This is a genomic window from Telluria sp. LT1R51-2 (assembly GCF_059685775.1).
On record NZ_JCASIM010000001.1, the window covers coordinates 410,689 to 423,645 of the forward strand.

The following is a 12,957-nucleotide window of genomic DNA, read 5'->3' on the forward strand; positions in this document are numbered from 1 at the left end:
GCTATTTATCTGCAGTGCTGTCCGGTGAATCTTCCCGGTTGATCAACAGCGCGACAAAACCGGGAAAGCAAGCGCAAACTAGCCAACATGCTGCACCAGGCATTTGCCCGCGATCCGAACGACGCGGATTTGCCTGTCATTCAGGCTAGGTAGTAGCCATGAATTAACATTAAATACTTCATTCCAATAATAAATTTGATGAACCAAATTACACTAAAAGCTGTTTTGTTTGACATTGACGGCACGCTTATCGATAGCAATGATGCCCATACGCAAGCGTGGATGCAAACTCTTGAACGGCATGGCCATGTAGTCAGTTACGAGCAGATAAGGAGTTTGATCGGTAAAGGATCGGACAAGGTTTTCGCTGAGCTACTTGACATCGACTCCGAATCGGCCCTGGCGAAACAGATTACAAAAGACCGCACGCAGTTATTGCTGAGCAGGTTTATGGAGAATTTGAATCCGACACCTGGCGCCCGGCTGTTGGTGCAGCACATGAGGTCCAAAGGTCTGCGTCTGGTCATTGCATCATCCAGCGGCGAAGAGCTACCGGCATTACTCGCGCAGGCCGGCCTGCAGGATTTGCTCGACACATCGGTCTCTTCGGATGAGATAAAGGCGTCCAAACCCGACAGTGACATCATCGAAGTTGCCTTGCAAAAGGCCGGCGTGCATTCCACCGAGGCCGTGATGATTGGCGACACTCCCTATGATATTGCGGCGGCCAAGGCAGCCGGCGTCAAGTGCATTGCACTGCGCTGCGGCGGCTACTGGGACGATGCAGCGTTGTCCGAAGCCTTCGCGATCTTCGATGATCCCGCAACGTTATTGCGTCACTGGCCCGACGCGCTGGTGGCAGGCTGAATTCGATGGCGAATTTCGAAATTCTTCTTAGCCTGGTGGCATTCTGCGTCCTGCTTGCGATCGTGGCACAGCGCCTGGATTTGCCGGTGGCGATCCCTCTGGTATTGGGCGGCATGGGTCTCGCTCTGATACCAGGGTTGCCTGCGGTCGAGCTGGATCCGGAGCTTGCACTGGCTCTGTTTCTGCCGCCACTTCTGCAGGTCAGTGCCTACCGCACAGATTGGCCTGCGTTCCGTTCGAACCTTCGGCCCATTCTTTTACTGGCTATCGGCGCCGTTCTCTTTACGACAGCTGCAGTCGCCGTTGTGGCGCACTGGCTGGTGCCCGGACTTCCCTGGTGGGCTGCAGCAGCACTTGGTGCCATTGTGGCGCCGCCCGACGCTGTTGCCGCCAGCTCGGTTCTGAAGAAATTTAACCTGCCCAAGCGGATCGTCACCGTCCTGGAAGGCGAAAGCCTGATCAACGATGCGTCGTCACTAGTCCTCTACCGTTTCGCTGTCGCGGCGGTAGCGGCAAGCTCGGTCAGCTATTCGAGCGGCCTGTTTCAGTTTTTTGGCATGGGAATCGGCGGAATCATCATCGGCTGGTTGACCGGTCGTTTGGCGATGTGGGTGTTCAGCAAGGTCGATGACACGATGCTCGACATCACGATCAGCATTCTGGCAGGTTTTGCAGCTTACCTGAGCGCTGAGGCGCTGCACGCATCGGGCGTGTTAGGCGCGGTAGTTTGTGGTCTCGTCCTGGGCCGGAAACAGCATGCGGAATTCACAGCCCGTACCCGATTGGAGCTCCACGCAGTCTGGAATTTTATCGAGTTCCTGCTTGCCAGCTTGATCTTCATGCTGATCGGACTTCAAATGCGGGGCATCGTTGAACGGCTTGCAAGTGAGAGTGCCACGGCGCTTACGTCGCTTGCATTGCTTGCACTTGCCGTGTCTGTGACCCTCATTGTCAGTCGCTTCGTTTGGGTGTTCATGACAGGCTGGCTGCCAGGCGCGTTCTCGCGGAGCGAGGCAGCGCAGTCGACGCGTCCCCTTTGGACGCACCATGCGGTCGTGTCCTGGGCCGGGATGCGAGGGGTGGTCAGCCTGGCGGCGGCACTTGCACTGCCGGCCAACTTTCCCGCGCGAGATGTCATCGTTTTCCTGGCATTTTGTGCGATTTTCGCGACGCTTATTGTTCAGGGCACCACGCTTGGCTGGCTGGTACGAAAACTCGAAGTGATCGAGCCGGAAAAGGACGCTGCTGAACCAGCAGAAGCACTGGCCAGAGCAGAGATTGCTGACGCCGCGCTTGAAGTAGTCAAGGAACACCTCGAGCCAGCCGCCAGCCCGGAGCATTCAACTGCAGCGTCTGCACTTGTTGACGAGTACGAAGCCAGGGCTGAGCGGGCAGCTGACGAGAAAGAAGCTGAATCGCCCGAGAACGCCGAACAGTTCAATGCGCAAAGACGCTTGCGGCTGGTGGCAATTGAAGCAGCCCGGGAGAAGCTGTCCGAGCACACAGATCAAGTCGATGCGGAGACGCACCGCTCACTGGCAAACGAATTGGACCTGGAGGAGCAGCAAATCAGAAGTGCAATGAGCAAATCCAGCTAACTCGTCAGTGTCAGTCTGCACTACGCAAAAGCTTTAATGCAGAGAATATATGAAGCTTTTGCGATCGCGGTGCCACATCTTGACGAATTACTGCGTTTAACAAAATGCGTTGTACCTGATCACGATGGGCCTTGCTGCCATCAAGCAGGGGAGGCGCCTTCAAAACTTTTAATGGAGTAAGTTAATTATTCTGTCTCCGCCATCTTGCGCAGTTGACCAATTACCGACATAGACCATGGAAAAAACGAAAATTACTGGCTGAGCAGCCCTGTCGACAACGACTATATTTCGGCAGAAAGATATTTGAGTTTGTTGTTTAAACCACGTAAATGTCGCAAACTGTTGCAGAAATTGCGCGCCGCGCCAATGTCAGAATATCCGGCCAAAGATATTTTACGCGCCTCCCGCACGCCGATGTCCGAAGTCGCTGCCTTTGACTGGTCTCACCATCAGCAGCAAATTCGCGATGGTGAGGCGCTTGGCCCCATCCTGATCGTTCGACAGAACGACGGCTCAGGCTTGATCATTGCGGATGGCTTTCATCGCATGTGTGCCCTTTTTACGGAAGATGAGCTGATCAAGGTTCCGTGCAAGATTGCCTGAACCTGGGCAGTCTTGTCGTTCAGGTGTCACGTTCGGTGTCATGTCAGGTTCGGTGTCAGGTCTGACATTTGGACACGGACTCTAACATGGTCAAACGTGTTCGCCTTCCAACGCCATTGCTGAGGAAGGATGAGTTTGTTCTGGACGCCGTCGCATAAAACTGGAGATAGATGAAAACGTCAACTCTGTACAAACTGGAATTGTGTAACGCTGAGGCTGTGTCCAAATGTCAGACCTGACCCCCGCTTTTTTTCCATTGGAGCGTAAATGATGCTATGAGGCCTTTGAAGATCCGTACTCTGCAAAGTAGTGACGCTGAACAGTTGCTGAAATTTGAATTGGAAAATCGCCAATGGTTCGAGCGGCATATTGACGCCCGCAGACCCGATTTTTACTCAGTCGAGGGCGTTACTGAACATATCGCCTCGTATTTATCCGGCCTTGCTGACGGAACATGGCATCCGCTTGTCATCGAAGATTCTGACGGCCAAATAGTTGGTCGAGCAAACCTGAAAGATATCGATATAGCGGAAAGATCGGCAGAAGTCGGCTATCGGATTGCCGAGCGCGCTTGTGGGCAAGGGCTGGCAACACTCGCGGTCAGGCGGTTGATTCAGGAGGCACGGTCACGTTGGAACCTGACTCGGCTGGTCGCCAATGTATATGCTGAAAATATTGGTTCGGCAAAAGTGCTTCAACGGTGTGGATTCGTGATCGAACACGTCTTACACCAGCAAGAAACACAAGACGATTATCGGTTCGTGCTTTCGATCAACGGCAATAGCTGATACGAATCGGCCGACTTCTGATCAAACTAGTCAATTGTCTGCATCCGGTTCATGTCGGCCGGAAATTTCCACATCCATCGTCTGCCGGCATGGCGCCGGCAGACGAACATGGCGCCAGGCGCCGGATCAGCGCAGCGTGCGTGCGAAGAACTCGTCGGTGCGGCTGTTGGCCAGCGTGGCCGCGTCATGGTCGTAGTGACCGCCACCCGGACGGGCAAATGCGTGGTCGCAACCAGGGTAGACATGGATTTCGGCATCGTTGCTGTCGGCAAACGCGGCCTTGATCTTTTCCTGCGCCTCAGGGCCGATGTATTCGTCGGCGCCGGCCAGGTGGTACAGGAACGGCGCGCCGATGTTCTTGGCTTCGGCCAGGTAGTTGTCGGTGCCGCCGCCGTAGTAGGCCGCGAATGCATCGCCATCGGTGCGCGCCGCGCTCAGGTAGGTCATCAGTCCGCCCAGGCAGTAGCCGGTCACGCCGACCTTGCCGTTGCTGCCTTCCATCGTGCGCGCTGCGCTGATGGTGGCGGCAATGTCCTGCACGCCGTGGTCAAAATCGTAGCTCTTGTACAGGGCGAATGCGCGCGCGACGTCGGCTTCATTGGCTTCCGACAGATCCACGCCTGGCTCTTCGCGCCAGAACAGGTCGGGGGCGACGGCGATGTAGCCCTTGGCGGCGTAGTTGTCGGCGATGCTGCGGATGCCGGCGTTCACGCCGAAAATTTCCTGCAGCACGATGATGACCGGGTAGGTGCCGACGACGTCGGGACGGGCCACGTAGCAATCGAAACCGCGTTCGGCGGTGGAGACAGTGAGTGTTTCGGACATGGAATTCCTTTTGGTTGACGGAGAGGGTGCCGGCCGGGTTGCATGAGCGGCCGTAGCGACACATATGATAAGACGAATGGGGCGGAAGCTGCCACCAGCACGATTGTGGCCCGTCTTCCTCGTGCGCGCAGACCTCAGCCCTGCAGACTGACGCCCATTTGCCGGCAGTATTGGGCGAGGTGCTCGGGCAGATCCGCTGGGCACACGCCGCACGCCCGGTTGCCCGGCACGGCATAGTCGATGAAGGTCGGATAGGGCAGATCAAGCTCGGCCATGATCGAGCGAAACGCCTCCAGCGTCTTGCCGGCGCCCAGTCGGGCGTTGCGCTGTTTTTCCTGGGCAATCGAGGAAACACGGCGCTGCTGGTAGTCGTGCGCCGGATAGACCAGCGTCTCATCCGGCAGCGCAAACAGTTTTTCGGTCACGCTGCGATATAGCGCATCGGCATCCCCGTTCTGGAAATCCGTGCGGCCGCAGCCGTCGATCAGCAGGGCGTCGCCGGTGAAGACCCGTTCGCCCAGAAGATACGAAAAGTGGCCATCGGTATGGCCGGGGGTATGCAGCGGCTGCAGGGATATGCCGCCGACCTCGAACGGGCGGCCTTCCTCGATCGCGACATCGGCGCAGGGCAGGCAGTCGAACGCGGGTGCGGCGATCTTGCTGCCGGTGGCGTTGCGCAATGCCAGCGCCGCAGTGATGTGGTCGGCATGGATATGGGTGTCGAGCGTGTAGGCCAGTGTCAATCCCAGCTCGTGCAGCACGCCAAGATCGCGCTCCATGCTGACGATCACCGGGTCGATCAGGATGGCCTGGCCGGTCTGCCGATCACCCAGCAGATAGGTATAGGTGCTCGACAGCGGTTCGAAAAGTTGCTTGAAAATCATGGTACCTCCTGTGATCGGTGGATCAGGGCCTGCGTCGCTCGAGCAGTTCGAAGATGCCCATGCCCGCCAGCATGGCGGCGCAGAAAATGAGCGGCTGCACCGCGCCCGTCGCGAGCGAAGCCAGCGCTGGACCGGGACAGAAGCCGGCCAGTCCCCAACCGGCCCCGAACGCGAGGCTCCCCAGCACCAGCCGGCGGTCGATCCGGGTGGCTGTCGGCAGGTGCATGGGCTCGCCCAGCAATGATTGCCGGCGCCTGGCGGCGAACCTGAATGCGGGGAATGCCACCAGGATCGCGCCGGCCATCACCAGCGCCAGCGACGGGTCCCAGCGGCCAGCCAGGTCCAGAAAACCAAGTACCTTGGCCGGATTGGTCATGCCGGCCACGATCAGGCCGATGCCGAACACGAGGCCGGTAATCAATGCCATCAGGATGCGCATGCCGTTCTCCTCAAGCCAGTAGATGGCGCACGATGAACACGGTCGCGAAGCCGGCGCCCATGAAGGCCAGCGTGGCCGCCAGCGAACGAGCCGAGCCGCGCGCCAGCCCGCACACGCCATGGCCGCTGGTGCAGCCGGCGCCGTAGCGGGTGCCGATGCCGACCAGCAGGCCGGCGGCGGTCAGGGTGCCCGTACCGGCATCGATGCGCATGGCGGGCAACGGGACGGCTAGCGTGTACACAAGCGGCGCCGCGACCAGGCCGAGCAGAAACGCGATGCGCCAGCCACGCTCGCCCGGGGCCGGCCCCAGCAGCCCGCCGAGAATGCCGCTGATGCCGGCGATGCGGCCATTGAACAGCACGAACATGGCGGCCGCCAGGCCGATCAGCAGGCCACCGCCCAGCGCGCTCCAGGGAGTAAAGTCAGTCCAGTTCACGGTCATTGCTGCCTCCTGGTTGTGCACAGAATTGCTGGTACAGGACCTGCAGCACGGCACTGGCCGCGTCGCTGGCCAGGCTGTAATAGATCTGCTTGCCGTCGCGCCGGGTCGTGACCAGGCGCTCCTCGCGCAACACACCCAGCTGTTGCGAAAGGGTGGGCTGGGCAATGCCCGACGCCGCTGCCAACTCGCTGACGCAGTATTCGGCTTGTGTGAGCTGGCACAGCAGCAGCAGCCGGTCCGGATTGGCCAGCGTCTTGAGCAATGCGCAGGCGCGCACGGCGGCGGCTTGCATCTCGAGCAGGTTCAATGGTTCTGGATGGGGGGTCATGGTTATCGCTTTCATCTGGCGCCCATTGAATCACACTATATCGAAAAACAAACTATCTTTTAATATATTGATGGGTTCTTGGCGAAGGTTTGGCCGGCGCCGACGCGTGTGCCCGGCACGGGGTAGAATTTCAGGGCATTGTGGTCGTCATGCCGTCGTCGAACGTCTTCATGGCTCACCACGACCATTGCCATATTCTGAAAGAACCGTACATGAGTCATTTCGAGCACCTCCGCAGTCACGCCATTCCTGCACTCCAGGCCACGATGGAAGAGTATGTCGCGCCGGCGTCCGGCGCGCGCCACATCCACCTGACCACCAGCGGCGCCGACATGGCGTTCCTGGTGGGCTTCCCCACCGTGCCCGACGCCAGCGATGGCCGCGCGCACATTCTCGAACACCTGGCGCTGTGCGGCTCGCAGCGCTATCCGGTGCGCGATCCGTTCTTCGCCATGCTGCGCCGCTCCACCGCGACCTTCATGAATGCATTCACCTATGCCGACCGCACCGTGTATCCGTTCGTCAGCACCGACGAAAACGATTTCTACAACCTGCTCGACGTGTACCTCGACGCGGCCTTCTTCCCGAAGCTCGACTACCTGAACTTCCTGCAAGAGGGCTGGCGCTACACGCTCACCGATGGCGTGCTCGGTTATCAGGGCGTGGTCTTCAATGAAATGAAGGGCGCGTTTGCCGACCCGGGCCACGCGCTGTACAAGGGCCTGACCTCGACCATCCTCAGCGGCACCACCTACGAAGTCGATTCGGGCGGCGATCCGCTGGCCATTCCCGAACTCACGCACCAGATGCTCAAGGACTTCCACGCCAGCCATTACCATCCGTCGCAGGCGGTCTTCATGACGGCCGGGCCGCTGCCCGCTGCCGCAGTGCAGGAGCGCATTGCCGAGCGCGTGCTGGCGCGCCAGATCGATGTCTCGGCACGGCGCGTCCCGCAACTGGCCAGCGCTTTCGCGGCGCCGCAGCGCAATACCGTGCGCATCCCGTCACAGCAGGGCCGCGACAACGAATTCGGGCTGCAAATGACGTGGCTGATGGGCGAGTCGGCTGTCCCGAAAGTAGCGTTTGAAGCGAGCCTGCTGTCGGCCGGCCTGCTGGGCGACGCTGCCGCGCCGCTGATGAAGGCGATGGAGACGGCGGGCTACGGCCGTCCATCGGGCTTCAATGGCCATGACGACAGTGCGCGCCAGATGCTGTTCCACGTCGGCATGGAGGGTCTCACCGAGGCCCAGGCGCCCATGGCCGAAGCCCTGATCTGGTCCACGCTGGAGCAGGTGGCCGAGCAGGGCGTGGAGCACGCCACGCTGCAGGCCGCGCTGCGCGACCTGAAATACCAGCAGCGCAATACCCGCAGCGGCAGCATGCCGAATGTGCTCGAACGCCTCTTGACCGCGCTGCCGGTCGCGATGCGCGACGGCGACGTCGTCACCGCGTTCGACAGCGATGCGATCCTGCAGGCGATGGAAAGCGATATCGCCGATCCGGCTTACTTCAAGTCGCTCGTGCGTAACCTGTTGACGTCGCCTGGCCGCCTGGTCTCGACCATCGTGCCGGACGCCGCCTATTTCTCCGACCGCGACGCGGTGGAAAGCGCGCGCCTGGCGCAGGCTTCGGCCCAGCTGACCGACGCCGACCGCGCGCGCATCGCGGCCGATACCGTGGCCCTCGAAGCGCATCAGAAAACAGCCTTCGATTCGCAGGTGTTGCCGCGTATCCGGCCCGGCGATGTGAGCACGCAGCCGCGCGCCTTGCCCGCGTTTGCACCGACCGCCGACGACATCCACGCGTTCAGCATCGGTTCGAACGGCATTTCGTCGGCCAGCATCGTGTATGACGTGTCGGCCATCCCGGCCGCCGACTGGCCATGGCTGGCGCTGTACACGCAGCTGCGCGACGACCTGGGCCTCGAAGGCCAGGACTATGCCGAGGCCGGCGCCTGGCGTCAGCGCATGGTGCCGTCGTTCGGCTTCGACCTGCAGCCGTTCCAGTTGCCGGACGGCGCGCTGCGCATCGACCTGACGGTATCGGCCAACGCCCTGCGCGAAGAGCATGCCAATATCGTCGCAGTGCTCGACGCCTATATGGCACGGCCACGTTTCGACGAGGCCGTGCGCCTGCGTTATCTGCTCGAGCGCAAGGTGGAAAACACGCTGGACGACCTGGCGCAGGCCGGCAGCCACTACGCGGCCATGGCCGTGAGCGCGCCGCTGGCGCAGGTGCGGCGCTTCCAGGACGCCATTGCCGGACCGACAGCGCTGGCATTCAACGCCCGCCTCAAAACCCTGGCCGCAACGCCGGAAGGCGTGGAGCAGGTCGCGGCCGAACTGGCGCGCATTCACGCTACCATCGTGGCTCAGCGCCCGAGCATGCTGTGCGCCGGTAGTGGCGACGATGGCCACGAGTTGGCGCGTCTGCTGGCGGCGGCCTGGCCGACATCCAGCACTACCACTGGTGCAACTGTGGCGCCTGGCGCGTCCGCAGAAGCCGCACCGCAGCCTCCGGCGAATGTCGCGCTGCACGCGGCAGGCCAGGTCAATCACTGCAATATCGCCTGGGCAGTGCCGATGTCGCACGACGATGACGCCGGCGCGCTGAGCGTGGCTGCCGAGCTGTTCACCAACCAGGTGCTGCACACGGCGCTGCGCGAAGCGGGCGGCGCGTATGGCGGCAGCGCATCGTATGCAGGCGATTCGGGCGTGTTCTCGATGGCGTCGTTCCGCGACCCGCGTCTGGCGGCGACCTACCGCGATTTCGACGGGGCGGTCGACACCATTCTGGCGTCCGACTACAGCGATGAGCAGGTCGAGGAAGCCATCATCGGCGTGATCAAGAAGCTCGACAAGCCGGAAGCACCGTGGGATGCGGTGCGGCTGGGCTGGCGCATGTTCCGGCGCGGCACCGACATGGCCACGCGCGAGCGTTTCCGTCAGAGCGTGCTCGGCTGTACGCAGGCGCAGGTGAAGGCGGTCGTACAGAAGTACCTGAAGAACGGCACCGCCAGCCGCGCTGCGTTCGCGGGCAATACCGAGCAGGATCTGGGCGGCCTGGCCGTGCTGGATTTGTCGGTGCTGGCCGGGGCTTGATGCAGGATGGTTGATGGAGGGCGGCTGCCGTCGGTCGCCGCTTTTCAAGCTAATTCCCTATTAAAATATTTTAGGCACAATATTTAATAGGGTATTTATTCTCGGTTATATTGGCAGGCGCACTACCTGTCGTGCAATTCAGCCAGCGCTGATCCCTTCATTCGTTTTCCAATCACTCCGATGCATTGATGGTACGCAGAATCCGTCCCGGATATCCTGCATACCATGCAATGGTATTGCGCGTGGGCGCACGATTTTTAAAAAGATTTTCTCAATTAAATATCTGCACGGATAATGTGGGTGAGATGCGCCATGAAACTGGTTGAAGCATTGGATATTGCGCCGGGTATATCGCAAGTCATCGATATTGGCGCTGCAGCGAAAGCCGGCACGGTCACGTCGTATTCAACCAGAATGCCGCGTATCAGTATCAAGCAATGGAAAATGTTTCATGCGGTAATTGATTACGATGGTTTCGATGGCGCCGCCGATCGTTTGCACGTAACCCAATCGACCGTCAGCCACGCCGTTGCCAAGCTCCAGGAGCAACTCGGCCTCTCTCTGTTGGAACTGAAAGGCCGCAAGGCCCAGATTACTGCCGAAGGTCAATGGTTGCTGGAAAGGTCACGCGAACTGGTCAGGCATGCCAATGCACTCGAGGGGCTGGCCGACAATCTGCGCCAGGGCTGGGGGCCTGACGTGCGCGTGGCAATCGACCCCGGTTTCCCGTCCGACCTGCTGATTCAGGCCGTGCGGCATTGCTCGCCGTCGTTGCACGACATGCGCCTGAGCGTCAGCGAAGTCACGCCCGACGGCGCCCGGCGCGCGCTGCATGCCGGCGAGGTCGACATCGCCATCGGCGCGCAACCGGTGGCGGGCTTTGCTGCCCGTTTCCTGTTCGAGGTCGAGCACATCGCCGTGGCCCATCCCGCCCATCCGCTGTTGTCAGGCAAGCGCGCCATCACGTACGATGAGCTCGTCACGCATTCCCAGATTGTCATCGGCCCGGAGCAACACGGGGGCGTTGCCAGCCCGGCCGAGTCGGCGTCACACCCCCCGGGGGCCTGGCGCGTTTGTCATCCGGACCGGGCGATCGATATCCTGCGACAGGGTGTGGGTTATGCGTGGTTGCCCAGGTTCCAGGTGCAACAGGCGCTCGACGCCCGGCACTTGTGCGCGGTGCCGGTGGTGGGCGGACGCCATCACCACACGCGCCTGTACCTGATGTGCGCGCAGTCGGTAGCGGCGGGGTCGGTCGCCAGGCAATTTGCCGATGCATTGCAGGTCTGCAGCGCACGCTGCTTGCATGCAGGCACAGGCCAGGCATGAAACGCGCCCAGCAACCGATGTCCATGGCGCTGTCGCGGCGTGGCAAAGACGGTGACGCGCTCGAAGCGCTGTCCGGGATCAGGCACGTGCTGCGCAACGGCTGGCTGATCGTTGGCACGGCCTGTGCCATCACCATCTTCGCGATCACTGTCGCACTGGGTGTGAAGCCACTCTATGAATCGAACATCCTGATCCAGATCACGCGCCACGCGCCCCCGTCGGCCGACCTGCAGACCGAAACCCCCGCCATCACCGAAATCGAGATACTGCGCTCACGCTCGGTCCTGGCGCGGGTGGTCAATGCGCTTCACCTCGATATCGCCGTCGAGCCGACCGTGTTTCCCGTCGTTGGCGCGTTCATTGCGCGCAGCAATCCGGGCTTGTCCGATCCTGGCCTGTTCGGTCTCGGCGGCTATATCTGGGGCAACGAACAGGTGGGGGTCGACATCTTCAATGTCCCTGATGCGCTGCTGGACCAGCCATTCAAGCTGGTCGTCAGCGGCCATGATGCCTATACGCTCAGCCAGCCAGAGGCCGGCATACGGTTGCACGGCAAAGTCGGTGAGCATCTGCGCGCCAGGACGCTGCCCGGAACGCTGGACATCCTGGTCACGACCATCCATGCCAGACCGGGCGCGGCGTTCACACTGCACCGCAGTCGCGAAGGGCAGGCGGTGGACAGGTTGCAACGGTCACTGGCGATCGCCGAAAAAGGCCGGCTATCGAATGTGATCGGTGTGTCGCTGCAGGGGGGCAATCCCGAGCTGGTCAGCCGCATCCTCAATGAAATTGCCGACCAGTATATCCAGCAGCAAACCGCACAGAAAACCGACGAGGTGAAGAACCAGCTCGTGTTTTATGACCAGCAAGTCTCGCAAGCGCAACGCCGCATTCGTGAGCTCGACGTCAGGCTTAACGAACTCTTGCGCAAGCATGGCGCCTCCGACCTGAGCGAAGACGCACGTATCCTGGCCCAGCAATCGCTCGTGCTGCAGGCCGAACTGACGGCAAAAGAACAGCAGAAAATCGCATTGTCGGCCCGCTTTGGCGACCGGCACCCCGATATGCTGGTCGTGACGCGGCATATCGCCTCGATCCGCCGTGACCTGGCTGACATCGAGACCCGGCGCAAGGGCTTTGCAGCGGCCCAGCAAGAAATTTTGGCGGTCAACCGCGACAAGCTGGCGCACAGCCAGATGAGTTTCGAGCTCCTCAATATGCGCCACAAGCTGGATGCGTTGATGCTGTCGAATCACATCAACGTGCGCCTGGTCGACCGGGCTCAGACACCACTGCAGTCGGTCTCGCTCGCCTTGCCGGTCATGGTCGTGCTGGCCTGCATGCTGGGCATGACCAGCGGCGTCATCGCCTCGGTACTGAAAAACTCACTCGTGCGGCGCAAGTACCGGAGTGGCACAACGTGGGGCGTACGACGCCTCGTGATCGGTACCCAGGCACCGCTGGCCGACGACAACGAGAATCCGCAGGGCGCCATGTCGCCCGCCGCAGGGCAGGGCGACGCGCAACCTGCCGCGGGGCACGGCAGACGGTAGGCAACACCGCAAGGGGCGAGGCACCGGCGACGACTGCGCAGGGGTGAACGGGCTGGCCGGTTGCTGCGGCGCATGGACCTCACTGCAATCGCAAACGCGGCAATCCGACGTGCAACGCGCCACTGCAACTCATCGATGCCATGCAGATGATTCCAGGTGACCACGGCGCGGCGATCGTCATCCAGAAAAATATCTTCCGA

General features: G+C 61.0%; 12 protein-coding genes. 7 read left to right on the forward strand and 5 right to left on the reverse strand.

Features of this window, described 5'->3' with window-relative positions; genetic code table 11:
• Positions 1-198 precede the first annotated feature (198 nt).
• The 4 genes from AC56LH_RS01885 to AC56LH_RS01900 all read left to right on the forward strand — a co-directional run bounded on the left by AC56LH_RS01885 (position 199) and on the right by AC56LH_RS01900 (position 3,856).
• A complete protein-coding gene (locus tag AC56LH_RS01885; protein WP_499643551.1) occupies positions 199-867 on the forward strand; it encodes an HAD family hydrolase in 669 nt (222 codons plus the stop codon).
• A 5-nt stretch (positions 868-872) separates the two neighbouring features.
• Positions 873-2,465: a Na+/H+ antiporter gene (locus tag AC56LH_RS01890; protein WP_499643552.1), complete on the forward strand. Its 1,593-nt coding sequence runs from the start codon at positions 873-875 to the stop codon at positions 2,463-2,465.
• A 312-nt stretch (positions 2,466-2,777) separates the two neighbouring features.
• Positions 2,778-3,068: a ParB N-terminal domain-containing protein gene (locus AC56LH_RS01895; RefSeq protein ID WP_499643554.1), complete on the forward strand. Its 291-nt coding sequence runs from the start codon at positions 2,778-2,780 to the stop codon at positions 3,066-3,068.
• A 284-nt stretch (positions 3,069-3,352) separates the two neighbouring features.
• Complete coding sequence (locus AC56LH_RS01900) at positions 3,353-3,856, forward strand: GNAT family N-acetyltransferase (RefSeq protein ID WP_499643556.1); 504 nt, start codon at positions 3,353-3,355, stop codon at positions 3,854-3,856.
• Positions 3,857-3,982: 126 nt separating this feature from the next.
• Here the strand turns inward: AC56LH_RS01900 and AC56LH_RS01905 are convergent, their stop codons facing one another.
• The 5 genes from AC56LH_RS01905 to AC56LH_RS01925 all read right to left on the reverse strand — a co-directional run bounded on the left by AC56LH_RS01905 (position 3,983) and on the right by AC56LH_RS01925 (position 6,774).
• On the reverse strand, positions 3,983-4,681 hold the full coding sequence (locus AC56LH_RS01905) for a dienelactone hydrolase family protein (RefSeq protein ID WP_499643558.1): 699 nt from the start codon (positions 4,679-4,681) through the stop codon (positions 3,983-3,985).
• 134 nt (positions 4,682-4,815) lie between these two features.
• Positions 4,816-5,565, reverse strand: a complete 750-nt coding sequence (locus AC56LH_RS01910; RefSeq protein ID WP_499643560.1) for an MBL fold metallo-hydrolase — start codon at positions 5,563-5,565, stop codon at positions 4,816-4,818.
• A gap of 22 nt (positions 5,566-5,587) precedes the next feature.
• Positions 5,588-6,004 carry a YeeE/YedE family protein gene (locus AC56LH_RS01915; protein WP_499643562.1) on the reverse strand — a complete coding sequence of 139 codons (417 nt, stop codon included), beginning with the start codon at positions 6,002-6,004 and terminating at the stop codon, positions 5,588-5,590.
• A 10-nt stretch (positions 6,005-6,014) separates the two neighbouring features.
• The gene (locus AC56LH_RS01920; RefSeq protein ID WP_499643564.1) at positions 6,015-6,446 is read right to left on the reverse strand and encodes a YeeE/YedE family protein; all 432 of its coding nucleotides are present in this window, start codon (positions 6,444-6,446) and stop codon (positions 6,015-6,017) included.
• Complete coding sequence (locus AC56LH_RS01925; protein WP_499643566.1) at positions 6,427-6,774, reverse strand: ArsR/SmtB family transcription factor; 348 nt, start codon at positions 6,772-6,774, stop codon at positions 6,427-6,429. The genes AC56LH_RS01920 and AC56LH_RS01925 overlap by 20 nt, the downstream gene beginning before the upstream one ends.
• A 212-nt stretch (positions 6,775-6,986) precedes the next feature.
• Here AC56LH_RS01925 and AC56LH_RS01930 point away from each other — a divergent pair, with 212 nt between their 5' ends.
• The 3 genes from AC56LH_RS01930 to AC56LH_RS01940 all read left to right on the forward strand — a co-directional run bounded on the left by AC56LH_RS01930 (position 6,987) and on the right by AC56LH_RS01940 (position 12,757).
• The gene (locus AC56LH_RS01930) at positions 6,987-9,875 is read left to right on the forward strand and encodes an insulinase family protein (RefSeq protein WP_499643568.1); all 2,889 of its coding nucleotides are present in this window, start codon (positions 6,987-6,989) and stop codon (positions 9,873-9,875) included.
• 312 nt (positions 9,876-10,187) lie between these two features.
• Entirely contained in the window at positions 10,188-11,204 is a 1,017-nt protein-coding gene (locus AC56LH_RS01935; protein ID WP_499643570.1) for a LysR family transcriptional regulator, read from the forward strand.
• A complete protein-coding gene (locus AC56LH_RS01940) occupies positions 11,201-12,757 on the forward strand; it encodes a GNVR domain-containing protein (RefSeq protein ID WP_499643572.1) in 1,557 nt (518 codons plus the stop codon). Before AC56LH_RS01935 ends, AC56LH_RS01940 begins: the two co-directional genes overlap by 4 nt.
• Positions 12,758-12,957: the final 200 nt, after the last annotated feature.